The sequence below is a fragment of the Stomatobaculum longum genome (assembly GCA_000242235.1).
In the GTDB taxonomy this organism is placed as follows: domain Bacteria; phylum Bacillota; class Clostridia; order Lachnospirales; family Lachnospiraceae; genus Moryella; species Moryella longum.
In genome coordinates this window covers 1-25581 of sequence record JH590861.1, presented here as the reverse complement: position 1 = coordinate 25581, position 25581 = coordinate 1, and the positions used below count along the sequence as shown (strand labels likewise).

Here is a 25581-nt window from a genome sequence, read left to right as displayed (position 1 = left end):
CTGTTCCGCCTTTTCTCTGTGCATTTTTATCTGCAAATATCATAGCACGCGGGGCGCGGCTTCTCAAGCTTGCTTTCCCGTATACAGACGGTAATAGCGCCCCTTCTTCTCAAGCAGCTCCTCGTGATTGCCGCGCTCAATGATGCGCCCCTGCTCCATAACCATGATGCAGTCCGCATTTTTAATCGTGCTTAAGCGATGCGCAATCACAAAGGTGGTGCGCCCCTTCATCAAAGAATCCATACCGCGCTGCACCAGCTGCTCGGTCCGGCTGTCAATCGAAGAAGTCGCTTCATCGAGGATTAACGCCGGCGGATCCATGACCGCGGCCCGCGCGATTGCAAGGAGCTGCCGCTGTCCCTGCGAGAGGTTTGCGCCGTTGCCGCGTAGCATGGTCTGATAACCGTCCGGCAGGCGGTTGATGAAGCCGTCCGCATTCGCGAGCTTCGCTGCCTCGATGCACTCTTCATCCGTCGCATCCAGACGTCCGAAGCGGATATTCTCCATTACCGTACCGGTAAAGAGATTGGTATCCTGCAGCACGATACCGAGCGAAGCGCGAAGATCCGCCTTTTTGATTTTCGAGATATTGATGCCGTCGTAGCGAATCTTTCCCTCCTGAATCTCGTAGAAGCGGTTGATGAGATTCGTGATGGTCGTCTTGCCGGCGCCGGTCGAGCCGACGAAGGCAATCTTCTGTCCGGGTTCCGCAAAGAGGCTGATGTCGTGAAGCACGGTCTTCTCCGGCACATAGCCGAAGTCGACATGTTCGAGTTCCACGCGTCCTTTCAACTCAATCAGCTCCACACTGTTATCCGTCTTGTGCACATGCCGCCACGCCCAGAGCCCGGTGCGCTTTTCCGTCTCGACGAGCGAACCGTCCGGATTTCTAAACGCGCGGACCAGGGTCACATAGCCCTCGTCGGTCTCGGAGGGCTCATCGAGCAGCTGATAGATGCGGTCGGCACCGGCCGCCGCCATCGCGACGGAATTCAGCTGGGTCGTAATCTGCGTGATGGGGCGCGTAAAGTTCTGGTTCATGGTCATAAAGGCGACCAGGGTACCGATGCTGAGTCCAAAGTTCCCGTTCAGCGCAAAGACTGCGCCGATTGTCACAATCAGCACATATTGCAGGCGACCAAGCTGCGCCGCAACCGGCAACAGGACGTTCGCAATGCCGTTCGCTCTGGCGCTCGCGTCCCTAAGCTTTTGGTTTCGCTCTTCAAACTCCGCAATGCTCTGCGATTCATGGGAGAAAACTTTGATGACCTTCTGTCCCTCCATCATCTCCTCAATGTAGCCATTCAGACCGCCGAGTTCCTTTTGCTGAATGCCGAAGTATTTGCCGGAGACATTTGCGACCTTGCCGGAAATAAAGAGCATGAGCGCCGTCAAAACAAGCGCAATCAGCGTGAGCGGAACATGCAAAAGAAACATGCTCGCAAGGACCGTAATGACGGAAAGAGTCATACTGGCGAGCTGCGGAAATACATCGACAATCAGCTGGCGCAGCGTGTCCGTGTCGTTCGTATAGACCGACATAATGTCGCCGTGCGCATGCGTGTCAAAATAGGATATGGGCAGCGACTCCATGTGCGCAAACAGGCGCTTCCGGATTTTGAGGAGCGTCCCCTGTCCCACATAGACCATGAGAATCGAGTAAATATAGGTTGCCACCACGGAAATCAGATAGATCAGCGCAATGCGCTGCAGCGCGCCGAGGAGCGGTGAAAAGTCCGGCTGCGTGGCATGCAGCAATGGGGTGATATAGTTGTCGATCAGCTTCTGAATAAACAGCATACCGTAGGCATCCGCCAGAGCCGCCGCAATGACACAGATCAGCACGATTATCATCTGCGGTCCGTAATCCTTTAAAATACCGGAGGTCAGGCGGCGCATGCTTCTCGATGTGATATTACCCAAATTGGCTTTTTTCTTTGTGTTTGCCATCGCGTCACGCCTCCTCTCTCTCGTCAAAGTCGCCGCCGCCCTCTGTCTGTGCGGCAACCACAGAGGCGTAAATTTCGTTGTTCTTCAACAATTCTTCATGGGTGCCGAAACCGCTCACGCGTCCCTCCTCGAGCACCAAGATGCGATCCGCATCCTTTACGCCCGAAATGCGCTGGGAGATGATGAACTTCGTGGTATTCGGGATCTTCTCCCGGAACGCCTTGCGTATGGAGGCATCCGTCGCGGTATCGACAGCGCTCGTCGAGTCGTCGAGAATCAGAATTTTCGGCTTCTTTAAGAGCGCTCTCGCAATGCAGAGGCGCTGTTTCTGTCCGCCGGAGACATTGCTGCCGCCCTGTTCGATCCAGGTGTTATAGCCGTCCGGGAAACTCCGCACGAACTCATCGGCGCAGGCAAGGCGACAAGCCTCCTCGCAGTCCGCATCGCTCGCATCGGGATTTCCCCAGCGGAGGTTGTCGTAAATGGTGCCGGAAAACAGCGTGTTCTTCTGGAGTACCATGCCAACCGAGTCTCGGAGCGCCTTTAAGTCGTAGGTCTTTACATTTTTACCGCCGACCAGAACCTCGCCCTCCGTTGCGTCATACAGGCGCGGAATCAGGCTGACCAGAGAAGTCTTCGAGGAACCGGTGCCGCCGATGATACCGATGGTCTCACCGGAGCGCACCGAAAGGGTAACATCGCTCAGCACAAAGCGCGGATTCGCTTCCTCTCGGAAATCCGGATCCTGCCGCATCGCCTCTTCCCGTGTCATGGTCCCGTTCTCAACCGCTGCCATGCGCTCCTGCTTTTCTTTCTGTCTTCTGACTTCCTTCGGGTTATCCCAGTCGACCGGCTCCTCGCGCTTTCCGTAGGAAAACGAGACCTGCGAGAAGACCACCGAGCCGTCCTTCACTTCCGTGACCGGCTGCTCGGGTGTCTGAATCTTCGGGATTTCCGAGAGCACCTCTTCAATGCGCCGTCCGCTTGCGACCGACATCGTAATCATGACAAAGACCATCGCAAGCATCATGAGCGACATCAGAATGCTGATCATATAGGTAAAGAAGGAAGTCAGCTGTCCCGTGGTGAGCGAATCTGACACAACTTCATGTGCGCCGAACCAGGAAATGCCGATCATGCAACCGTAGACCGCAAGGTAGAGCGCCGGGAAAATAAAGCAGACCAGTCCTTCCGCCTTCACAAAGAGCTTGTAGATATTCTCGGCGGAAACTTTAAATCTTCCGATTTCAAACTCTTCGCGCACAAAGCTCTTGACCACACGAATGCCGGTCACATTTTCCTGGACGCTCGCATTCAGCGCATCGTATTTCGAAAACACCCGCGTAAATGCCTTATCCGCAAATTTGATGACCAGGATCAGTACAATCAGAAGAAAGCCGAGCGCGACCAGAAAAATCATCGAAAGTTTCCGACTGATGCTGAAGGTGAGCGCCAGGGTAAAAATCAGCGTAGCCGGCGCACGCATGCAGGTTCTCAATATCATCTGATACGAGTTTTGGACATTCGAGACATCCGTCGTGAGACGGGTCACGAGACCCGCAGTCGAGTACTTGTCGAGATTGCCGAACGAAAAGCGCTGAATGCTTCTGTAAATCCCGCTCCGTAGGCTCGCGGCAAGTCCCGCCGCCGCATCGGCCGCAAAATAGCCGCCGATCGAACCGAAGAGCAGACCGAAGAGCGCGAGCGCCACCATGAGTCCGCCGGCCCTGAGCACGACATTAAAGTTTTGCGCCTGTATCCCGTTGTCAATGAGATTCGCCATCACGAGGGGCACCAGATTTTCAACCACCACTTCCATGACCATACCGAATACGGCGAGCAGGGAAATGAGGCGATATTTCTTCCCCAAATATTTGCTGAACATTTTAATCATATGATTCCTCCGCGCATCTCTTCCGTCGCGAGTGAAAGTGCCAGTTCTGCCATATCCGTGAAGCCGGCTTCTCGCTCCTCTGCGGAGAGCGTCTCCCCGGTCAAAAGGTGGTCGCTGACCGTCAGGATGGAAAGTGCCTTGGCCCCGAGAGAGGCTGCGGTCGCATAGAGTGCCGCCGTCTCCATCTCAACTGCGAGGACCCCCATCCTGCTCCACTTTTCAACGGCAGCCGTGCTCTCCGCCGGACCGTAGAACATATCGCTGGTCAGTACCGCGCCGACCGTTACACGTTTGTTCAGGGCCGAAGCGATACGTGCCGCGCGATACAGCAGTTCAAAATCCGCGAGCGGCGCAAAGGTTCCGGGAAGTTCAAAAAGTGCCGGAAAGTTTGAATTGGTCGAAGCGCCCTCTGCGAGAACCAGATCGCGCACAGCTATGCTTTCCTGCATGGCACCGGCCGTGCCGATTCGAATCAGTCGCGCTGCGCCGTAAAAGTGAATCAATTCGTGGGCGTAAATTCCCATCGAGGGACAGCCCATGCCGGTGCCCATGACCGAAACCCGCTGCCCGCGGTAAAAGCCGGTAAAACCGAACATATTGCGCACTTCGTTAAAGCTGTGCACTTCTTCCAGAAAGCTCTCCGCAATCCGCTTTGCGCGGAGCGGGTCGCCCGGGAGCAGAACCGTCTCTGCGATATCCCCGGGCAAAGCCGCAATATGCGGTGTCGGCACAGAGGCCTTTGCTTTTCTCTCCTCCTGCATCTCTCCTCCTCTCCGAAGCACTTCGTAATTCCGTATCCTGTGTTCGCGGAAACACAGACAAAGTCCGCAGTTCGAAAAGAAGCGCTGAACCACTCAGCGCTTCTCCCCTGCCATTTAAGCTTCGCCCTCGGCGCGCTTCAGCTCCTCCAAATCTCTGTGTCCGTCGCGGTGCATCGAAAACTTCTCCATCGGATAGTTTTTCAGGTTGTCGAGCACCTTTCTGTCGTCCGCACGCTTTAAGAGCGTCTCGCGGGACCGCTTGATTTCAATTTCCGTCTTGTGCTTCGACGGTCCGCCGACGCAGCCGCCCGGGCAGGCCATGCCTTCGATAAAGTCCTCCGCGACTCTGCCGAGCTTTAAGAGCTGGAGTGCCTTCTTGCACTCCGCACCGCCGGCGCAGCGGAGCAGTTTAATTTCGGAGACATCCTCGCCGCGCTCGCTCATGCACTCGAGCACCGCATTTGCGACGCCGCCCGAGGTTGCAAAGCGCTTGCCGAAAATCGAAGCCTCCTGCCGCTCGGTTTCCTCCGGCTCCAGTTGAACATCCGCCGAGCGGAGGAAAGCGCTGAACTCACCGTAGGTCATGACATAGTCCGCATTGTCCGGAACCGACTTGTCCGCCGACTCGGACTTCTTCGCGACGCAGGGACCGATGAAGACTGTCACACAGCCCGGGTGCATCGCTTTCAGATAGCGGGACACCGCACACATCGGGGAGACCGTCGTGGACATATTCTCCTCGTACTGCTGCGGGAAGTGTTTCTTTAAGAGGTTGATGAAGGCCGGGCAGCAGGATGTCGTCATCTTCTTGCCCTCTTTTCTCGCCTCCGACCACTCGAGCGCCTCATAGGCAGCCGTCATATCACCGCCGAGACCGACCTCGACCATATCCGCAAAGCCGATTTTCTTCAGTGCATTGCGAATCGAACCCATGCCGATTTTTTCGCCGAACTGTCCCTCGGTCGCGGGCGCGCACATCGCAATGACCTCCTTGCCCGCCTTGATTTCCTGAATCACATTGACCAGATAGCTCTTTGCGCTGATTGCACCGAAGGGGCAGCTGTGGATGCAGCGGCCGCACTCAATACACTTCTGCTCGTCAATGACGCAGAAGCCGTACTCATCATAGGTAATCGCATCGACCGGGCAGGCCTTCTTGCAGGGACGAACGAGGTGCACGATTGCGCCGTACGGACAGTTCTGCGCGCACATGCCGCATTCCTTGCACTTCTTCGAATCGATGTGAGAGCGGAATTCTCCGATGGTCACTGCGCCGAAATGGCAGGACGACAGACAGGCCTTACCGAGACAGAGACGACAGTTGTCCGTGACGGTATAGCTCGAGAGCGGACACTCGTCGCAAGCCGGCTTGATGACCTGCACTTCATTCTTGGAATCCAGATTTTCCATCAGATTCTCGCCGCAGGCAAGTCTTGTCCGGTGGCGCACGATCTCTCTCTCTTTATAAATGCAACATCTTCCGATTGCCGGCTTCGGGCCCGGAATGATTTTATAAACCATCTCCTCTTTGTGCTCTTCATCCAGCTGATCGTTCCAGGCGAGACGGCAGGTCTCTTCCAGCACCAGATGCCTTGTTTGGATCAGTGCCTCGTCGTTGTTAATCATCGTTTTCCTCCTAGGATTACAGTCACATTATTTTACCATATTCGCCGAAAAATGCCACGCGCTATCTTGTCCTTTTCGGCGTACCGTCTGTGCCGTACCGCCCGCTCCCGCAGAGCGCGCGGAGGAAAAACCGGAGCACTGCCTCCGCGAGACCGGCGAGCAGCACAATGCTGAGTGTCCAGGCAAATATTTCGCCGGTCTCCAGATAAATTTTGGCGCGGTACAGCCCGTTCCCAAGCGAGAGCGCCGGTTGCCCGATGAGCTCCGCCGCAGCACCGGCCTTGAAACTTACGCCGACCGAGAGGCTCAGGGCGCTCTCGAGGAAAGGCGCGAGCACCGGCAGATACAGCGCCCGAAGCCTTGTGCCGCGCGACAGCCCGTAGAGCCTTGCGACTTCGAGGAGATCTCCGGGCACGGCGCCGAGGCCGCCGAGTGTGTTGAGATAAAAGACCGGCAGGGAGACAAAGAAACAAATAAAAAGGGAGGCATTGCGATTTCCGACCCAGAGTAAAAGCAGCACGACAAAGCTTGCGACCGGAACCGCCTTAATCACATTGACAAGGGGACCCAGAATCCATCTGAGTCCCCTTCTCGCCTGTGCTGCCGCCGCCAAAGCCGTGCCGAGCACCGCGCCGAGCAAAAAACCGCCGAGAATACGCAGCGAGGAGTTTCCGACTGCCTGCCAGTATGCGGGCTTCCCTGCCATATTCATGAGCGTCCGTACGGTCTCGACCGGTCCTACCAAAAGAAACTTATTGCCGATCAGCCTTGCCGCCGCCTCCCAGAGCAGAAGCCAGAACAGCCATCTGAGCGGCTCTTTGCCGTCGCGCAGCAACATGTTTCGGATTGCGCCGATCAATCCACTCACTCCGCCACGACGTAGAATGCGTCATCCGGCAGCTTGCCGCCGACTGCTTTCGAATCTGCGCTGTACAGAACCTGCAGATAGCCGGAGAGCGCCTGCTTCATCTCCGCGCCGTCCAGATTCGTGATGTTGCAGGCGGGCAGAGCCTTCTTCGCGATGCCCTCGTTTTCCAGAATCCCGAAGGCGACAACCGCCTTTGCCGCTGTCTCCGGATCCTGTACCGCCGTCGCCGCGCTTCTCGCCTGCTCTTCCCGGAAGGTCTTGACAGCGTCCGGCTGTGCCTTTAGGACTTCCTGTCTCACCACCGTGACGCCTGTCACGAGGCGGGAGCCGTTGTTCAGCGCATCCCAGCTATCACTCAGCGAAAAGGCCGTCTTCAATTTGTCATTCTTTGCCTCCGCGACCGTCACAAAGGGCTGCGGGAGCACGGCAATCGCCGCGGGATCCGCCGCGAGCGCCGAAGCAATCTCGGTCGGCTCGGACTTAAAATCGAGCGTGCAGTCCGTGACGCCGTTCTCCTGCAACAAATAGCGGAGCACATACTCGGGCGTCGCTCCCTGTCCCGTCGTGAGCACCGTCTTGCCCGCGAGATCTTTCACGCTGTGAATGTTCTCGTCCCCGGTCACGCAGTAGAGGACGCCGAGCGTGTTGATGTTGAGTACCGCAATCTTTCCCTCGGTCTTATTGTAGAGCGCCGCTGCCATATTGGCCGGGAGCAGGGCGATGTCGAGATCTCCCGAGACAAGCTTCGCCGCAATCTCATCGGGCTGCGCCGCAACCGTGAACTGATAGCTGCCCTCGCTCTTGCCGTCCTGACTCTCCTGCATCAGCGCGGCAAGCCCCATCGCGGTCGGTCCCTTCAGGGCGCCGACCCGGAGTCCCGCCCCCGCTTCTGTCTTAGCCGCCGCAGCGCTTTCCGCCTCAGTGCCGCTTGTCGAAGTGCTCTCCGCCGCGGCAGCGGCTGTCGTAGCGCTCTCCGCCGCACCGCTCTCCGCCTTCTTTGCGCCGCAGCCCATCAGGCTCACACCGAGCAGCAGCGCTGTCGCTGCCGCGACTACCGATTTCTTCCAGTTTTTCATAGTCCCTCCTGAAACCTTTCGCGCTTTTTTGCGTCTTTCTAGGTGAAAGAGATGATTTGTCTATCTTTCCGGTCGATTATACCATGCTATCTTCTTTTAGACCAGACAAATACAGACTGCCGCCGCAACACGCCGCATATCTTACGGCACAAATGCCGATATGCTGTTTTTTGCAAGAAAATCTTCCTTGTTTTTCTCGAGGCGCTACTCTAAGCTAAGACAAGGATCGGTTTTCGTTCCGCACGGCAAGCGGATACGGCGGCCGAAACGCACGCATGAGAGGAGGAATCATCATTTGGCAGAACCGATTATTTCCGTGCGCGATTTGAAAAAAATATACCGTGTCGGCGACAGCGAAGTACACGCGCTGGACGGCATCAGCTTCGACCTCGAGCCGGGGCGCTTTCTCGCGATTGTAGGCACCTCGGGTTCCGGAAAATCCACCTGTCTGAACCTGCTCGCCGGCCTCGAACCGCCGAGCAGCGGCAGCATTCACATACTCGGCGAGAAGCTCGAAAAGATGAATGAGCAGCAGCTGGTGCGCTTTCGGCGGAACCACGTCGGCTTTATTTTCCAGAGTTACGGCCTGATTCCCACGATGAATGCTGAGGAAAATGTGGCCCTCCCGCTCTTGTTCCGCGGCGTCGACAAGGAAGAAAGACAGCGCACCGCGCGCACCTATATGGAGCGCATCGGCATCCTGGATCAGGCGTTGCACATGCCGGGGCAGATGTCGGGCGGCCAGCAGCAGCGTGTCGGCATAGCCCGCGCGCTCGCGAGCAAACCGGAACTCATCTTCGCCGACGAGCCGACCGGCAACCTCGACTCCCGCACGACGGAAGAAGTGCTCTCGCTGCTCCGGGACATCGTCCGGGAACAGCATGTGACCCTCGTCATGGTCACACACGATAACTCAATCGCAGCGCGCGCCGACCAGCAGATACGCATTGTCGACGGCAAGATTGTAGAACGGAAAGGATTTACTCATGCAGACTAAACTTCAAAAAACATCTCTCCTGCTCCGCGTCCTGGCGCTGGAGGTAACGCTCTCGCTGTTACTCTTTTTCCTGTTGCCGCCTCACACGGCACAGGCCTCCTATGTCAACACCAATCTCAACACCTTTGTGCACGACGCCAACGAACTGCAGGTCGGTTATCCCGGTCAGGACATGAATTTGAGTTTCCGCGTCGGCTATAACAATACAAACGGCATGAAGAACCCGAAGACCGCCGAGATTCAGAATGTCATTGTCCGCCTCTCGAACGACCAGAACTATCTAAAACAGGACAAGACCCCGGATCAGAACACGACGGACCAGAAGAATCCCTACGACAAAGACGATGAGAGCGAGCTCTACGACGCCTGGAGAGCCGGTCAGAAATCCGGCATCGACAAGGCCTACGGCGGCAATTCGGCTTTCACCGTGGACGGCGGCAACTATCCCTTTGAAATCAATGCGACGACCTTCACCGAAGAAAACCGTTTTGCCTCGCTGAAAGCCGGCGAGTATAAGACTGTGACCTTGCATGTCACCGTGCGCGCCGACGCAAAAGAAGGCTACTACGGCGTCCCGATTGCGTTCTACTATGCGCTTCCCGGCAGCAACACCGCGGATTTCCGCGGCCCCATGCAGGTTGAATTCATCAATGTCTACATCAAGGCTTCGGGCGAAGTTGCAAATCCCTCGACCGCAACCGGCGACAAGAGCTTTGCGCTCGGCGAGGGTCAGGAGACCCCGGTCGGCACCGCGCCCGGCGTCATGAACTACAGCTTAAAGTTCCGGAACCAGCGCAAGGTGCCGCTGTACCGCATTCAGGTACACATGAACACCGCGCTCGCAGACGGCGCTTCGCTGCAGGCGACCGTGCAGAACAAGTCCCAGGCCGCAACCGGTTTTCCGTTCAATCTGAACGACGCGAACTACGACCGGAACTTCGAGACCGCCCAGCCGGATGAGGTATTGAGCGCCGACTACTCGATGGCGATTATGCAGAATGCGGCGAACGGCTACTACCCGCTCAGCTACACCGTGAGTTATAAGCTCACGCCGGATGCGACCGTCTCTTATCAGGAGACCTATGTGAGCTATGTCCGCATCAACAATCCTTCCATGGTCGAACAGCCGCCGGCGGCGGACAACAAGCAGGGCGACTTCAACCCAAACGACCGCCAGAAAGCCCGCATCATCCTGGACGGATATCGCACGGAACCCGAAAAAGTCTTTGCCGGTCAGCCCTTCACTCTGGTTCTCAGCGTGAAAAACGCTTCCGGAGATATTCCCGCAAGCAATATTTTGCTCTCCGCAGAGTCCGAGAAAGTGGACAATTCCTCGGTCTTTTCGACCGAGGCGGGCTCCAATTCCTTTGTGATTAACAGCCTGAAAGCAGGGGAGGCAAAGGAACTCAGACTGAACCTCGAGGCCTCCGCGGGCGTGGATCCGCGTTCCTATACCATCACGCTGAACGAAAAGTTTGACTCCCCTGCGTTTAAGAACGCCGAGGATAAGCTGACTCTCGATATTCCGGTCTTCCAGGTGGCGCGCTATTCGATTTCCACGCCGGAACTCTCGCCCGACAGCATTGAGGTCGGCAAAGAGAGCAACGTGATGTTCAACCTGAACAATACCGGCCGCGTGATGCTCTACAATGTTCAGGTGAACTTTGAGGGCGATGCCATCAAGAAAACCAGCGCCTACCTCGGCAATATCAAGTCCGGTGACAGCGGCAGCGTCGATGCGATGCTTGGCGGCGTGAAGGCGAGCAGCGACGAAGACAATATCACGATGACCATTCAGTATGAGGATGTAAACGGCAATGTGACCAAGGAGGAACAGAAACTCACGCTCGCCGTCACCGAGCCTGCCCCCGATGTCCCGGCTACCGATACCGACACGGAAAAGAAACCGGTCAAAAAGCCGTCTCCGCTCCCGCTGCTTCTGATTCCGGTCGCCGCAATCGCTGCGGGCGTCGGCGTCCGCAAATTCCGCAAGAAGAAGGCTGACGGAGGCGATGCGGCATGAAGTTCGGAGATCTTCTCTCGCTCGCCCTCCGGAACCTCTTCCGGCGAAAGACAAGAACGGTTTTGACAGTGCTCGGCGTCATCATCGGCACCTCCTCGATTCTCGTGATGATGAGCCTCGGCCTCGGTATGAGCCGCCAGACGAGACAGCTCTATGAGTCCGCGGGCTCGATGAAGACAATTACCGTCTACTCCTTTAACCAGAAGGGCAACGAGACCGAGATTACCGATGACACCATCAAGCAGCTGAAACAGCTCGCACATGTGGACGATGTGAGCCCGCAGCTGGACGCATCCGTGACAGCGAAATGCGGCCCCTACGAGGGATACTTGTCCCTGACCGGTGTCTCCCAGCATTTCTTGAAGGAACTGCCCTTAAAATCCGGAACTCTGCCGCCCGCAAACACGGATACCCTGAGCCTGCTCTACGGCAACCATTTTCAGGATAACTTTTACAAAGTCTCCAAAAACAGCTCGGCAAACTTCGGCGGCGGCAACGGCGGCGATGTGCACATTGACCCGCTGAAAGACACCATCTTTTACATCTTTCCCGAGGGCTATAAACCCGCGCCGAAGAATAACAGCAGCGACAGCGGCACTTCCGGCGGCGGCGCTTCCGCCGCGGCCGCGCCGGCCTCGGTCGCAACCGAGACCTCCGATAAGCCCCAGAAGAAGTACATTCTGGACACGGCAGGCATTCTGGACGGCGGCAGCAGCGGCTATAACAGTTACAGCTATTCGATCTACTGCGACATTGACACGCTGAAAAACTTTTTAAAACAGCGCTACCGGAAGTATCTGGTGCCGGAGCCGAAGCTCAACAAAAAAGGCAAGCCGGTCGACTACTATGTCTATTCACAGGCTTATGTCTTTGTGGACGACATGAATCACGTCTCCGAAGTGCAGAAAAAAATCGCGGAGCTCGGCTATCAGGCGGACTCCAATATGGAGTGGCTCGAGCAGTCCAAGCAGTTCACCGGCATGGTCCAGGCCGTGCTCGGCGGCATCGGTGCGGTCTCGCTTCTCGTCGCGGCCATCGGCATCATCAATACAATGATGATGTCCATCTACGAGAGAACGCGGGAAATCGGCGTCATGAAGGTTCTCGGCTGCGAGATGACCAACATCCGCGACCTCTTCCTCGTCGAATCGGGTTTCATCGGCCTGATGGGCGGCATCATCGGCACCGTCCTGAGTCTCCTGATTTCGCTGCTCATCAACTTTCTCGCGGCACAGGGCGGCAACGAGCAGCTCTCCGTCTTCTACCAGAATGCGGAAGGCGGATCCATCTCCTACATCCCACCCTGGCTTGCGCTCTTTGCGATTGTCTTTGCGATTTTCATCGGCGCGGCCGCCGGTTACCTCCCGGCAAAGCGCGCAATGCGCTTAAGTCCGCTCGCGGCAATGCGAAACGAATAAACGCAACTCAGCACAGCAAAAAACCGCTCCGGCTTACAGCCGGAGCGGTTTTGCGTTGTCACACTGCTCTTCAATCCAGGTGATGGCCTCTTCAAGTCCCTCCGCACTGTACGGAAAGTCCCGATACCGCTTCTCTTCTTCCGTGTCATGGTAGGAATACGGCCCCTCCCAGACATAGGCGCGGAGCGTGTGGGGCGCTCTCTTATCGACAGGCGTCCAGTGCACATTCTCGAGCGGCTCGATGCCGAGGCGGTAGTAAACCGACTGGTAACTGCCGTAATAGGCCTCACCGTACTCGTAGTGGTCCAGATGGTAAAAGAGACTGTGGTCAAGCTGCATACGCCCTCCTAAAAAACATGCTATACTCTAAAAAACAGAAAGGAGTGTTCCCTATGACAAATACCGATTCCGGCAGACAGGTTCTCCTCACGGTCGCCATGGGCAAACGCCTGCTCGGCGATGCCCTCGCGGCCGATCCCGCAATCCTCGAAGCCGCAAAGCACCACTGCCTCGTTGTAATTCTCGGCAGCACCAACGCACAGGTCGCTGCGGCGATTGCGGCGGCTCTCTCGCTTCCCTTCTCGCCGAAGGGCTTTCACCGCGGCCTGCAGCGCGGCAATGAACAGGTCTCGAATCCCACCCCCCCGCAGACGGCGGACTTCATCGTCAAAGAAGGTCAGCGCCTCGAGGGCAAGACCATCTTTGATGTGGTAGATACCCTCGGCCCGGACGACATCATCCTGAAAGGCGCCAATGCGATTCACCTCGAGAGCCGCACCGCCGGTATCCTGATTGCAAGCCCGGTCGGCGGCACCATCATCCCGATTACAAGTGTCGCAGTCGGACGTCGCACCCGCCTCATTCATCCGGTCGGCCTTGAGAAGCGCGTGGAGCGCCCCATCTCCGAACTGGCGCGCCTCGCAAACCGGAGCGGACAGAAGGGCCTCCGCCTTATGGAAAGCTGCGGCGACATTTACACCGAGCTCGACGCCGTCCGGGATCTCTTTTCCCTCCATGCAACTCTGCTCGCAGCCGGCGGCGTCCTCGGCGCGGAAGGCAGTGTGCTCTTACAGCTAAGTGGCAGCGAGGAGAATCTTTGCAAAGCGGAGACCTATTTCCGCTCCATTCAGGACACGCCCTCGTTCTCGCTCTGAGTTCTCCGGAAAATCCCGGCCTCGGTGATAACAGCGTCCACCGGCTGGTCATGTGCTTCGCGCGGGATGTCGTCGGAGAGCAGGCGCTCCCGAATCAAGAGCGCGCGAAAGGCCTTTGTCTTCGGCAGATAGCGGTCGTAAAAACCGCCGCCGTAACCGAGGCGTTCGCCCGACCGGCTCGCACTCACGCAGGGGAGGAGAATCAGATCCAGCTCTTCCGGCGATAGCACCGGCGCCTCCGCCGAGGGCTCAAGGATGCCCATGGTTCCCGGGCGCAGTTCCGCGAGACTGCGGATTACATGGGCGTGCATCACGCCCTTGCCCGCACAGCGCGGCACGGCGACCTGCTTGCCCGCGCGGAGCATCTCCTCAATCAAGCTAGCTGTCTGAATCTCCGCCTGCATGCCGACAAAGCAAAAAACTGTTTTTGCGTTTCTGTATTCGGGCAGGCCGAGAACAGCCGAAAAGATTTTCCCGTCCGCCTCGCGGCAATAGTCCTGCGGCAGCGCATTCATCTTCTCGATACAGCGCTTCCGCAGTTCTTTTTTTTCTGACATGACAACACCTCCGCTCTTTCTTTCCAGTGTAACAAATTTCGTAGGACTTTTCCACGCGCGGGAATCCACCGCTGCCTCTGCTTTCCTATTCATGATGTTTTCCTACAAGCCAGGCTAAGCGGACAAAAAGAGTTGGATTCGGGTGTACGCATCCTTGCGCAGGCATTGCAGCGCCACCGTTGGGTTCCGAACTTATTCTTCCCGTATTTCATACAAGGCCCACCACAAAAAGAACAGATCGCATGCTTCATGACGTTTTCCTCCAAACATACTGTTTCAAGAAAGATATAAGCAGAGAAAAGCCTTGTGTATCAAGGATTCGAAGCGCTTTTTACCAACTCTTTTTGTCCTATAACTCTATAACGCGATTTGTGATTTTGATGCAGTATAGTAAAAAGCGCCCGCCCGATAACCCGGGCGGGCGCTTTTCTTTTCTTGTTTCAACCGAAGAGACCAAAGAATCCCTTTTTCTCGTAGGGCTCCGTGCAGAAACCCTCGTAGTGGTAGCCGGTTTCATCGATCATCTTTTTGACGGTTGCCTCATCCGCGGGTTCCTCGGTGACGAAACTCGCCTCCTTCTTCCCGTGGGATGCACTCACCTTCTTGGCATCCGGAAACTGCTTCCGAATCGCATCGCTCACATGCGCCTCGCACATGCTGCAGGCCATGCCGTCAATCCGAATGATATTTTTGACCATAGTCCTACCTCCTAACTTACAGATGAAACATTGCTCACTTCTTCAGACGGAAGCGCTCCGGTACGGCCGCCTTCTCCTCTTCGAGGTGAGAGCAGCTCGAGCAACCTGTCGGCGCGCAGTGATGGCCGCTGTCGTGACCGCTGCCGCAGGAACCGCTGCAGGCGTCACAGGAACCGTGGCGCATGCAATAGCGAACCGCAAGGCCGATTAAGCCAAGCAAAATCAGAAATACAATAATACTTGCCGGATTCATTGTAATTTTCCTCCTTTCCTGACGGAATAGAAATGAATCTTCACCGCCGCTTCTCTGCTGCTCTCCAAGGAGACGGCAGAGATCGGTCAGCGTACGTTACATTTGACTTTATGCGTTTGCGCGAACGGCACTCACATTTTCCTTCTTCACGTGCTTCGGTGCCGGACGGAAAATGAAGTAGAGTGCGGCAAGCACCAGAAGAACTGCGACTGCGGTCCAGAAGGTAAAGCTTCCGCCCTGTGCGAGCGTTCCGAGCTGGAACACGCAGAGCGAGAGGCAATAGCCGAGTCCCATCTGGAAACCGAAGGTAATCCAGCCCCACTTCGCCTGCCCCTGCTCACGGAACCCAGTTGCGATTGCAACCAGGCAAGGTGCGTCAAAGATGTTGAGAAGCAGGAATGTGAGACCCTTCAGCTGACTGCCGTCAAACATGTTGAAGATAGCCGCAGAGACATCCGCCTTGCCGTCGGATGTCGCATGTGCGAGTATACCGAGGGTACCGGTCGCCTGCTCCTTTGCGAGCTCCGCGCTGACGGTCGCGACTGCAGCCTGCCAGTTGCCGAGGCCGAGCGGCGCGAAGATGACAGCAATTGCCTCACCGATGACCTTCAGAATGCTGTCATCCAGATTGTCCGCGACATACTGGAACGAGGTGTTGAAGTGCATGAGCACCCAGAGCAGCACGCAGACGATGAAGATAATCGTGCCGGCCTTAATCATGAAGGCCTTTGCTCTCTCCCAGACGTGAATCATGACACCCTTGAAGGACGGCATGTGGTAAGCCGGGAGTTCCATGACGAACGGAGCCGGATCGCCCGCGAAGTAATTCATCTTCTTCAGCGCGATACCGGAGAGAATCACGATGGCAAGGCCGAGGAAGTACATACCCGGCGCCACAAAGTGGTTGGTCGGAAAGAAAGTCAGTGCCATCATCGCGACAATCTCCATCTTCGCCGAGCAGGGCAGGAAGGTCGAGAGGATGATGGTCATACGTCTGTCCTTCTCGTTCTCAATGGTTCTGGACGCCATGATAGCCGGAACGCCGCAACCCGTGCCGACCAGCATCGGGATGAAGGACTTACCGGAGAGACCGAAGCGACGGAACACGCGGTCCATGATGAACGCGACACGCGCCATGTAGCCCGAGTCCTCGAGGAAGGACAGGAAGAAGAACAGAATTACCATCTGCGGCACAAAGCCGAGGACCGTACCGACGCCGCCGATGATGCCGTCAACCAGCAGGCTCTGGAGCCAGTCTGCGAGGTGGAAGGTCGCAATGAAGTTATTTGCGGCATTCGTCACAATCTTGCCGAAGAAGACATCGTTCGTCCAGTCCGTGAGCGGCTTACCGATTGCCGTGACCGAGATGAAGTAGACAAACCACATGATGAAGGCAAAAATCGGAAGTGCCAGGAAACGGTTCGTCACAATATGGTCAATCTTATCCGAAGTCGTGAGCTGACCTTTGACTGCCTTTTTCTTCACACAGTCCGCGACAACCTTCTGAATGTACTCGTAGCGCTGGTTCGTGATAATCGACTCGGAGTCGTCATCCATCTCTTTCTCGCAATCCTTGATGTGCTGCTCAATGTGCTGCTTCGTCGCAGCGTCGAGCTGCACCTTTTCGATTGCCTTCTCGTCGCGCTCAAAGAACTTGATTGCAAACCAGCGGAGGTTGACCGGATCAACCTTACTCTCAATCGACTCCTCGATGTGCGCGATCGCGTGCTCCACGGAACCCGTGAAGACGTGCGGAAGCGCGCCCTTTCTGTGCTCCTCCGCGAGCTTGAGACACAACTCTGCGGCGTCCTTCGTGGACTCGCCTTTTAGTGCACTCATCTCGACCACCGGACAGCCGAGCTCTTCCGAGAGCTTCTTTAAATTCAGCTCATCGCCGTTCTTCTTCACGAGATCCATCATGTTGACAGCGATGACAGTCGGAAGACCGATCTCCAGCAACTGGGTCGTGAGATACAGATTTCGCTCGATATTGGTGCCGTCGATGATATTCAGAATGGCATCCGGCTTCTCCGTCACAAGATAGTTTCTGGTAACCACTTCCTCGAGCGTATACGGGCTCAGCGAATAAATACCGGGTAAGTCCTGGATGATGACATCCTTGTGACCCTTTAAGCGGCCCTCTTTCTTCTCGACCGTAACACCCGGCCAGTTACCGACGTACTGGGTGCTTCCGGTCAGGTCATTGAACAGCGTTGTCTTACCGCAGTTTGGATTTCCTGCCAGTGCAATCTTAATTGCCATCTAAATCCCCCTTCTTTCCTTACTGCATTTCCAGAATCTCAGCGTCCGCCTTGCGGAGCGAAAGCTCATACCCTCTGACCGTGATCTCAACCGGATCACCGAGCGGGGCCACCTTGCGGACATAGATTTCCGTGCCCTTCGTGATACCCATGTCCATAATGCGTCGTCTGAGCGCACCCTCGCCGTGAATCTTCACGACCACGCTGCTCTCGCCGACCGGAACGTCTTTCAGTGTCTTCATCTCTGCCTCCTCTCCTGCACTCAATTCTTCGCTGCAGGCTGCACTTGAATCTTCTGCGCCATCTCCCGCGTAATTGCGAGTCTGGAATCCTTGACATTGACGATGATATCACCGCCGTGCGCCGAAATGACAGTCACATAGGCGCCGGGCACAAAGCCAAGGTCGCTCAAGTGTTGTTTTGCCTCGTCATTTCCGCCGACTCGAACCACTTCAACATAATCTCCGGCATTCGTAAAAGCTAAGGGCAGCATACAAACCTCCTTCAAGGCCTTTGTTAGAAGAATCTATCTCTTACATCTTAGTGATTCTAAATTCATGAATTAGATTTGTCAATCTCTTTGTGAAAAGAATGACATAAGACAATAAAAAAAACGTTGAGATGCTTCAAACATCTCAACGTCCTATGTCAACGTTGTCGGAACGCTCAGAGAAGCGATGCGCCGAGCTCCTTGCAAGCTTTGAGTGCCGCCTCATCCGGCTCTTCCTTACAGATAACCGGCTCATGCTGCATGAGGACACCGGCCTCCTTGCAAGCTGCCACCCAGTCGTTCATCCATGCGCCGTTGCCCCAGCCCCAGGAACCGAAGAGTGCAACCTTCTTGCCATCCAGTGCGCCCTTCACGCGATCGAACATCGGCTGAAACTCGAGCTCCTCGAGGACCTCAGCGCCCATCTGCGCGCCGTACGCCGGGCAGCCGAACGCAATCGCATCAAAAAGCTGCACTTTTGCGCCGTCAAAATCAGCCGGTGCAAACAGCGTGACCTCTGCGCCCTTGCTCTCTGCGCCTTCCTTCACTGCCTCTGCCATCTTTTTCGTGTGTCCCGTACCGCTCCAGTAGACAATTGCAACCTTGCTCATAGGTTTCTCCTCTCTTTTCTCGTGCTATCTGCACTACAGTTATATTCTATCACGCAACAGAAGGCATCGCAATGACGAAGCCGGAAAAAGCAAACCGCGCTGCGGCTTTCGCCGCAGCGCGGTTTCCCGTGCAAAAAAAGGAAGGAGGGGTCTTTTGCAACAGTTGAAATTCAGACCAAGGATGCGCCGAGCTCTCTGCACTCTGCGAGCGCCGCATCATCCGGTGCTTCCTGGCAGATAACCGGTGCGTGCTGCATCAGAACGCCTGCGTCATTGCATCTCGCCTCCCAGTCGTTCATCCAGGCACCGCCGCCCCAGCCCCAAGAGCCAAAGAGGGCAATCTTCTTGCCGTGCAATGCGCCTTCGACCGAAGCGAACATCGGCTCGAATTCCTCTTCCTCGAGGACCTCTGCGCCCATCGAGGGGCAGCCGAATGCGATTGCATCGTAGAGCGCGACCTGGTCTGCGCCGAACTCGCTCGGGCCGAGCACCGTGACCTCTGCGCCTTTGGTTCTTGCACCCTCGGCGACAGCCTCTGCCATAGCCTGCGTGTTGCCGGTTCCGCTCCAAAATACCACTGCGACCTTGCTCATTTCGATAGTCTCCTTTTTCTGTGAATTTTTCTCCGCCGTCTGCGGAGCGCATAGGACTTACGCGATTTTCTCGCCGCCCGAAGTTCTGTAATTTTCCTGTCTCTTTGCTGTGCAGCGGACAATCAGTGCTTCCAGTTTCCGCCCGCGCTGCACATTTTCCTCAAACACTTCCCGGCAGCGCTGAAAGCGCCAGAAAGCAGCCCGTGCTCTCGCTTCGTCGCCGTATACCTTCCAACAGCCGACACACTTCACGCCCTCGCGGCTGCTCTTCATGAAGCTGAGAACATCCTCCGGCGGATAGCCGAGGAAGAGGCCTACTTCATGCGGAAACGCCTCCTTTTCCCGCATCATCCGCGCAAGGAAGGCAACCGAGCGGTTCACACTCTGCGGCTCATAACCGAGAGATTTGAGAAGACGTGTTGCCTCTTCGCTGCCGAGATCTCTCTTTAAGAAATCCGGCCGATACAGATAGACGAGAGCAAATTCCGCCGTCATGCGCACCGGCACTGCACGAAGTCCTTTCTTCTTTAAAATGCCGTTCAATTCACGGAGCTCCTCGCGGAACGCCTCGATGTCCGCATACGATATGCGAAACAGATTTCCCGTCTTAAGGCCGGCGAAAGTCGGCGCACAGTGTTCGACCAGAAATGCATCCGACATGGTCTTATGCCGTGTGTTCTGCGAGGATGCCCTTCAGAGAGGACATGGAACTCGTGTGCGAGCGCACTACACAGGTGTCTTCGCCCGCGGAGTTCAGCGCGTATTGCACCATCTTATGCGAAACCGTGTGGGTGAACAGAATCATGAGATCGGGCTTACCGATTCTGTCCCGCATGCCGTTCTTAAATTTGCAAAAGACCTTTGCCTTACATCCGTGCTTGGTACAGAGATCGCAATACTGGCGCTCCATACACTCGTTTCCGCCGATGATCACTACGTTCATGAGCCCGCTCCTTCCGGTTTCGCGTGTATTGTCGCAACTAACTGCCGTGTCAAGGAAGAGCCCGCATTGCTGCGGGCTCCAGGTTTTTATTTGCTAGCAAAGATTAGCCTCAACTAAAAGTTAGTATAGCATAATTCTTTTGCAGGTCAAGCATTTTTCATTTTATTTTTGCACAAGTTTGTCATCGGCCGCAAAGAACGGTGCAACGCGCGCCCAGAGCTCTGCGACGCCGCCTGCGTTTTCCGCCTCGAGGTTCATCGGCAACACCGGATCGTGCAGCGACTGCCGGAGCAGAATCCAGCCGGTTGCGGCGCTGTCATTGCAGCTCACGCGGACACCCTCGTAATTCGGCTCGACTATGGCAAAGCGCGCATCCTTCGCGACATAGTCCCGGAAACGCGCGAGCACTTCCGCGCCGTAAGTCTTGAAATCCGGATCGAGTATCTGGAAGCGCCGCTCCTCTTCTTCCGCCGGATTCTGCAGCTCCGCAATCATGTCCTCGATTCGCTGCCCCTTCTTCCGGAGAAGGGCAAGACGGCCGATGATCTTGGCCGCAATGTAGGCGCCATCATCCGAAAAATGATTTTCCTCGAAAGCACCGTGACCGGAAGTCTCAATGGCGAGCGGGCAGTCCTCGCCGTTCATCGTGAGCTCGAAGCCCTTGTCAATCACGTTCTTATAGCCTCGGCGATAGCGGAAATGCCGGAGCCCGAGCGTCCCCTCGAGGAAGCGCGTCAGGCCGTCCGAGGTCACCGAATCGGTCACAATGACCGCGTGCGGGTGAGTCTCGGCTTCAATCGCAGCGAGCAGTGCAATCAGCTTGTTTCGGTTTACCTCCGTGCCGTCCGAAAAGACCACGGCAGCTCTGTCGCCGTCACAGTCAAAAATCACGCCGAGGTCCGAACCCGAGGCCTGTACCGCGCGCTTTGCCGCGTCCATGGCACGCTTGTCCTCGGGATTCGGCACATGGTTCGGGAAATTTCCGTTCGGCGCAAGAAACACACTGCCGCTCACATCCGCGCCGAGCGGCTCGAGAATCTCGGTCGCAAAGAAACCGGCTGCACCGTTGCCGGCATCAACCGCAATCTTCAAGCCTTCGAGCACTTTGTCGCCCTTCTCGCCGCCCGCCTCTTCGCAGATAATGTCGCGCATATGGGCCGCATAGATGCTGCGAAGCGGAAAGTCGGAGGCAGGCGCATAAATCTCATAGGCGCGCCGCAAAATGCCGTCGAGCTCCTTTCCGGAGAGCGCGCCTCCGACCGTGAAGAACTTCATGCCGTTCCGCTGGTAGGGGAGGTGACTTGCCGTCAGCATGATGGCACCGTCGAACGAGGCCTCGTCCAGTATGGTCGACTGGAACATGGCCGGTGTCGTGATGAGCCCGCAGCGGCTTCTCTGTACGCCTCTGAGTCCTTCCAAGCAGGCTTCTTCCATCATCTCCGCGGAGACACGGCTGTCGTGCCCGACGGCAATCCGGAGTGTCTCCCGATCCATATCCGGATCATCCGAGAGATAGTCGGCAAAGGCCGCAGCGATGCACTTGACCATCTCCGGGGTCAACGTAATCTCCTCGTCCGCAGTCTCAATCACCGTGCCGCGCACATCGTTTCCGTTCTTGACGCGCAAAAAATCCTCGAGTTTCAGTTCTTCTCTCTCCATACGAACGCATTTCCTTTCTGTTTTCACCAATATACTTTTTCTTGCCTTCTTCGTCGAAGCGCTTTCGCAAGCAGAAGCAATTCTCTTCTTAAGATTATAGCAAAAGTCGTACGACTGCGCACAACAATCAAAGCGGGATTCGTCAAGTTCACCTCTCCTGAAACTCTGCAATGGCGCTATCCTTTCTGACCGGGTGGACATCTTCCTAACAATTATAATCTGCTGCTATTTCGCGGTATCCAATTCTGACTCTACGGGACAGGCCGCGTAAAAGTTTCGTGTCGAAGACATATCAGACATCCGTAATCGGTTCCAATCATAATGCGTCACCACATCTTGCCGGTTTTCTTTGTGCTTTTCCGGCAGGTGGTCTTTTGATCCTGAAAAAAGCAGAACACCGAAGAATCCTGTCCGCAAAAAAAACACAGCTATGTATATTCGCAAATCGATACGCATAGTTATATTCCGTCATCTTTTATCCCGCTGATTATGTGCGAATCGCAGCAGTCGGAATGACCCGGTTGCTACTTTCGCTTTTCGGTATGACAGAGCTCTCCGCTTTGCGCAAAAAAAGAACTCCCCGCGCAGGGGAGTTCTTTTTTATTTTTTACATCACAGACCTTTTCGATTGATTGCATCGACAACCCGGTCCGTTTGTTCCCGAACATTGGTGTCTGACATGCGATTCGAAATCATCGCATGAATCTGTTGCTCGGCAAGAACCGCCTTTTCTTTGTCAAAGATAAAGAAATCGATTCGTTTCACTGCGCCGGATGTAGTGATAAGCGTTAAATCAATCTCAAATGCATCGAGAATCCAGTTGACGGCAAGAATTAAGATAATCAGTCCCGGAAGAAAAGTGCCGGGCTGGCCGAATAGGCCAAACCCGAAAAGAAACGCCAGGATGCCGCAAACTAACTTTCCGAGTTTCAACCGGAAATTCGTAGACACAGCCGCAATCTGATGCACCGGTATTCTGTCCGTGTGCTTGCCCAGCGGAATCAAGCCCAAAACGGTATTCGGCTCCTGAAACACGACAAAATTCTGCTCACTTCTAATCTCTCCCTTGAGATAAAATGTGAGCAGCGATACCACATATGTTACTATATTCATAGCCCCCCCGAAAAATAATCCTTCTTCAAGTGACAAAACTTTGGTCGCTGTGAAATCACTGCCTCCGAAAAAGGCACTGTATATCATAGGCGTTCATGCGACAAATCCGCTTAACCGATTTTGATTCAAATCAGAAAAACGCTCTGCTTCCGCAGGGCGCTTTTTCAGAGAGCGATAGACGGGACTCGAACCCGCGGTCTCGACCTTGGCAAGGTCGCGCGTTACCAACTACGCCACTATCGCATATTCACACCCTGAAAATCGCACACAGAATTCTTTATCTATTCATCTCTTTTCCCAAACCCTTTGGTTAAACCCTCGACCGATTAGTAAGAGTCAGCTGAACGTGTCGCCACGCTTACACCTCTCTCCTATCTACCTTGTCGTCTTCAAGGGGTCTTACCGCTTTCGCATGAGATATCCCATCTTGAGGGGGGCTTCACGCTTAGATGCCTTCAGCGTTTATCCCGTCCCGACTTGGCTACCCGGCCATGGGGTTGCTCCCCAACCGGTGCACCAGTGGTCAGTCCATCCCGGTCCTCTCGTACTAAGGACAGCTCCTCTCAGATATCTTACGCCCGCGCCGGATAGGGACCGAACTGTCTCACGACGTTCTGAACCCAGCTCGCGTACCGCTTTAATGGGCGAACAGCCCAACCCTTGGGACCGACTTCAGCCCCAGGATGCGATGAGCCGACATCGAGGTGCCAAACCACTCCGTCGATGTGAACTCTTGGGAGTGATAAGCCTGTTATCCCCAGGGTAGCTTTTATCCGTTGAGCGATGGCAATCCCACTTTATACCACCGGATCACTAAGTCCTACTTTCGTACCTGCTCCACCCGTCGGTGTCGCAGTCAAGCTCCCTTCTGCCTTTGCGCTCTTCGAATGGTTTCCAACCATTCTGAGGGAACCTTTGAGCGCCTCCGATACGCTTTCGGAGGCGACCGCCCCAGTCAAACTCCCCACCTGACATTGTCCCCCATCCGGTTTACGGATGTAGGTTAGAAATCCAGTGCCACAGGGGTGGTATCCCAACAGCGGCTCCGGAAAGACTGGCGTCCTTCCTTCTTAGCCTCCCACCTATCCTGTACGAGTAACACCGAATCCCGGTATCAAGCTGGAGTAAAGCTCCATGGGGTCTTTCCGTCCTGGCGCAGGTCACCAGCATCTTCACTGGTACTTCAATTTCACCGGGTGCATTGTTGAGACAGCGCTCAAATCATTACGCCTTTCGTGCGGGTCGGAACTTACCCGACAAGGAATTTCGCTACCTTAGGACCGTTATAGTTACGGCCGCCGTTTACTGGGGCTTAAATTCAAAGCTTCGCTTTCGCTAACCTCTCCTCTTAACCTTCCAGCACCGGGCAGGCGTCAGCCCATATACCTCACCTTACGGTTTCGCATAGACCTGTGTTTTTGCTAAACAGTTGCTTGAGCCTTTTCTCTGCGGCTGCATCTCTGCAGCACCCCTTCTCCCGAAGTTACGGGGTCATTTTGCCGAGTTCCTTAACAATGCTTCTCCCGCCGGCCTTAGGATTCTCTCCTCATCCACCTGTGTCGGTTTGCGGTACGGGCTGACATGATACAATAGCGGCTTTTCTCGACAGTCCCTCCACCGGCTTCGCTACTTATATTTCGCTCCCTGTCACGCTTTCGGATTGTGCGGCGGATTTGCCTGCCCCACTCCTAGCTTCGCTTCGCCCGGTCTTTGCTCTCCCGGGTCCGGTTTTGTTCCTGTGTCCCCACAGTTCTGATCATGTCAGGTGCAGGAATATGAACCTGCTGTCCATCGACTACGGATCTCTCCCTCGCCTTAGGTCCCGACTTACCCAGGGCAGATCAGCTTTACCCTGGAATCCTTGGATATTCGGCCATGATGATTCTCACATCATTCTCGCTACTCATTCCGGCATTCTCTCTTCTCAGAACTCCACGCTTCCTTGCGGTAGCGCTTCGGCACTCTGAGATTGCTCCTCTACCAATGTATTACTACATTCCTAAGCTTCGGTATCGTGTTTTAGCCCCGGAAATTTTCGGCGCAGGACCTCTCGACTAGTGAGCTATTACGCACTCTTTGAATGTGTGGCTGCTTCTAAGCCAACATCCTAGCTGTCTTCGAAATCCCACATCCTTTTCCACTTAACACGTATTTTGGGACCTTAGCTGTAGGTCTGGGCTCTTTCCCTTTTGACTGCCCAACTTATCTCGTGCAGTCTGACTCCCGACCATCATCAGGACGGCATTCGCAGTTTGATATCCCTTGGCAGGCTTTGACGCCCCCTCAGGAATTCAGTGCTCTACCTCCGTCTGACTAAGTCGAGGCTAGCCCTAAAGCTATTTCGAGGAGAACCAGCTATCTCCGGGTTCGATTGGAATTTCTCCCCTATCCACACCTCATCACCACCCTTTTCAACGGATGTGTGTTCGGTCCTCCATCCCCTTTTACGGGGACTTCAACCTGGACATGGATAGATCACCCGGTTTCGGGTCTGCCGATGCTGACTGTAAGCCCTATTAAGACTCGGTTTCCCTTCGGCTCCGGACCTGTAGTCCTTAACCTTGCCAGCACCGGCAACTCGCCGGACCGTTCTACAAAAAGTACGCGGTTGTGCGTTCATGTATCGCACTTCCACT

At 55.5% G+C, this 25581-nt stretch carries 23 protein-coding genes, 1 tRNA gene and 1 rRNA gene; 4 read left to right on the top strand and 21 right to left on the bottom strand.

Features of this window, described 5'->3' with window-relative positions; genetic code table 11:
* Window positions 1–63 precede the first annotated feature (63 nt).
* The 6 genes from HMPREF9623_RS00125 to HMPREF9623_RS00100 form a co-directional block, all read right to left on the bottom strand.
* Window positions 64–1950, bottom strand: coding sequence for an ABC transporter ATP-binding protein (locus HMPREF9623_RS00125; RefSeq protein ID WP_009531858.1), 1887 nt, complete (start codon window positions 1948–1950; stop codon window positions 64–66).
* A 4-nt stretch (window positions 1951–1954) separates the two neighbouring features.
* Window positions 1955–3844, bottom strand: coding sequence for an ABC transporter ATP-binding protein (locus HMPREF9623_RS11740; protein WP_009531857.1), 1890 nt, complete (start codon window positions 3842–3844; stop codon window positions 1955–1957).
* Window positions 3841–4605 carry a purine-nucleoside phosphorylase gene (gene deoD, locus HMPREF9623_RS00115; RefSeq protein ID WP_009531856.1) on the bottom strand — a complete coding sequence of 255 codons (765 nt, stop codon included), beginning with the start codon at window positions 4603–4605 and terminating at the stop codon, window positions 3841–3843. Before deoD ends, HMPREF9623_RS11740 begins: the two co-directional genes overlap by 4 nt.
* 114 nt (window positions 4606–4719) lie before the next feature.
* A complete protein-coding gene (locus tag HMPREF9623_RS00110) occupies window positions 4720–6231 on the bottom strand; it encodes a 4Fe-4S dicluster domain-containing protein (protein WP_009531855.1) in 1512 nt (503 codons plus the stop codon).
* Between the two features lie 61 nt (window positions 6232–6292).
* A complete protein-coding gene (locus tag HMPREF9623_RS00105; protein WP_009531854.1) occupies window positions 6293–7090 on the bottom strand; it encodes an ABC transporter permease in 798 nt (265 codons plus the stop codon).
* A gap of 5 nt (window positions 7091–7095) precedes the next feature.
* Window positions 7096–8175 (bottom strand): ABC transporter substrate-binding protein, encoded by a 1080-nt coding sequence (locus HMPREF9623_RS00100; RefSeq protein WP_009531853.1) that lies wholly within the window; start codon window positions 8173–8175, stop codon window positions 7096–7098.
* A 295-nt stretch (window positions 8176–8470) separates the two neighbouring features.
* Here HMPREF9623_RS00100 and HMPREF9623_RS00095 point away from each other — a divergent pair, with 295 nt between their 5' ends.
* From HMPREF9623_RS00095 to HMPREF9623_RS00085, 3 genes are read left to right on the top strand one after another with little or no spacing between them, the layout of a single operon-like run.
* Complete coding sequence (locus tag HMPREF9623_RS00095; RefSeq protein ID WP_009531852.1) at window positions 8471–9172, top strand: ABC transporter ATP-binding protein; 702 nt, start codon at window positions 8471–8473, stop codon at window positions 9170–9172.
* Window positions 9162–11195, top strand: coding sequence for a COG1361 S-layer family protein (locus HMPREF9623_RS00090; protein ID WP_009531851.1), 2034 nt, complete (start codon window positions 9162–9164; stop codon window positions 11193–11195). The genes HMPREF9623_RS00095 and HMPREF9623_RS00090 overlap by 11 nt, the downstream gene beginning before the upstream one ends.
* The gene (locus tag HMPREF9623_RS00085; RefSeq protein ID WP_009531850.1) at window positions 11192–12613 is read left to right on the top strand and encodes an ABC transporter permease; all 1422 of its coding nucleotides are present in this window, start codon (window positions 11192–11194) and stop codon (window positions 12611–12613) included. Before HMPREF9623_RS00090 ends, HMPREF9623_RS00085 begins: the two co-directional genes overlap by 4 nt.
* A gap of 33 nt (window positions 12614–12646) precedes the next feature.
* Here HMPREF9623_RS00085 and HMPREF9623_RS00080 read toward each other — a convergent pair whose 3' ends face one another.
* Complete coding sequence (locus HMPREF9623_RS00080) at window positions 12647–12952, bottom strand: hypothetical protein (protein WP_009531849.1); 306 nt, start codon at window positions 12950–12952, stop codon at window positions 12647–12649.
* A 53-nt stretch (window positions 12953–13005) separates the two neighbouring features.
* Here HMPREF9623_RS00080 and HMPREF9623_RS00075 point away from each other — a divergent pair, with 53 nt between their 5' ends.
* A complete protein-coding gene (locus tag HMPREF9623_RS00075; protein WP_009531848.1) occupies window positions 13006–13767 on the top strand; it encodes a hypothetical protein in 762 nt (253 codons plus the stop codon).
* Here HMPREF9623_RS00075 and HMPREF9623_RS00070 read toward each other — a convergent pair.
* From HMPREF9623_RS00070 to HMPREF9623_RS00005, 14 genes are all read right to left on the bottom strand, one after another.
* Window positions 13740–14324 carry a 5-formyltetrahydrofolate cyclo-ligase gene (locus tag HMPREF9623_RS00070; RefSeq protein WP_009531847.1) on the bottom strand — a complete coding sequence of 195 codons (585 nt, stop codon included), beginning with the start codon at window positions 14322–14324 and terminating at the stop codon, window positions 13740–13742. The two genes, HMPREF9623_RS00075 and HMPREF9623_RS00070, sit on opposite strands and share 28 nt — an antisense overlap.
* A gap of 440 nt (window positions 14325–14764) precedes the next feature.
* The gene (locus tag HMPREF9623_RS00065; protein ID WP_009531846.1) at window positions 14765–15022 is read right to left on the bottom strand and encodes a heavy-metal-associated domain-containing protein; all 258 of its coding nucleotides are present in this window, start codon (window positions 15020–15022) and stop codon (window positions 14765–14767) included.
* 34 nt (window positions 15023–15056) lie between these two features.
* On the bottom strand, window positions 15057–15275 hold the full coding sequence (locus tag HMPREF9623_RS00060) for a hypothetical protein (protein ID WP_009531845.1): 219 nt from the start codon (window positions 15273–15275) through the stop codon (window positions 15057–15059).
* A gap of 108 nt (window positions 15276–15383) precedes the next feature.
* Complete coding sequence (gene feoB, locus HMPREF9623_RS00055) at window positions 15384–17537, bottom strand: ferrous iron transport protein B (protein WP_009531844.1); 2154 nt, start codon at window positions 17535–17537, stop codon at window positions 15384–15386.
* A gap of 19 nt (window positions 17538–17556) precedes the next feature.
* Entirely contained in the window at window positions 17557–17778 is a 222-nt protein-coding gene (locus HMPREF9623_RS00050) for a FeoA family protein (RefSeq protein WP_009531843.1), read from the bottom strand.
* A 20-nt stretch (window positions 17779–17798) separates the two neighbouring features.
* Entirely contained in the window at window positions 17799–18029 is a 231-nt protein-coding gene (locus tag HMPREF9623_RS00045) for a FeoA family protein (protein ID WP_009531842.1), read from the bottom strand.
* Between the two features lie 173 nt (window positions 18030–18202).
* The gene (locus HMPREF9623_RS00040) at window positions 18203–18637 is read right to left on the bottom strand and encodes a flavodoxin domain-containing protein (RefSeq protein ID WP_009531841.1); all 435 of its coding nucleotides are present in this window, start codon (window positions 18635–18637) and stop codon (window positions 18203–18205) included.
* Window positions 18638–18807: 170 nt separating this feature from the next.
* Window positions 18808–19230 carry a flavodoxin gene (locus HMPREF9623_RS00035; RefSeq protein ID WP_009531840.1) on the bottom strand — a complete coding sequence of 141 codons (423 nt, stop codon included), beginning with the start codon at window positions 19228–19230 and terminating at the stop codon, window positions 18808–18810.
* Window positions 19231–19287: 57 nt separating this feature from the next.
* Window positions 19288–19890, bottom strand: a complete 603-nt coding sequence (locus HMPREF9623_RS00030; protein WP_009531839.1) for a DUF3793 family protein — start codon at window positions 19888–19890, stop codon at window positions 19288–19290.
* A gap of 4 nt (window positions 19891–19894) precedes the next feature.
* Window positions 19895–20173: a DUF2325 domain-containing protein gene (locus tag HMPREF9623_RS00025; protein WP_009531838.1), complete on the bottom strand. Its 279-nt coding sequence runs from the start codon at window positions 20171–20173 to the stop codon at window positions 19895–19897.
* Window positions 20174–20335: 162 nt separating this feature from the next.
* Window positions 20336–21832 (bottom strand): phosphohexomutase domain-containing protein, encoded by a 1497-nt coding sequence (locus HMPREF9623_RS00020; protein ID WP_009531837.1) that lies wholly within the window; start codon window positions 21830–21832, stop codon window positions 20336–20338.
* Window positions 21833–22444: 612 nt separating this feature from the next.
* Window positions 22445–23032, bottom strand: a complete 588-nt coding sequence (locus tag HMPREF9623_RS00015) for a hypothetical protein (RefSeq protein WP_154646075.1) — start codon at window positions 23030–23032, stop codon at window positions 22445–22447.
* A gap of 83 nt (window positions 23033–23115) precedes the next feature.
* Window positions 23116–23188, bottom strand: a tRNA-Gly gene (locus HMPREF9623_RS00010).
* 63 nt (window positions 23189–23251) lie between these two features.
* Window positions 23252–25581: ribosomal RNA gene (locus tag HMPREF9623_RS00005) — 23S ribosomal RNA — on the bottom strand; the annotation flags it as partial.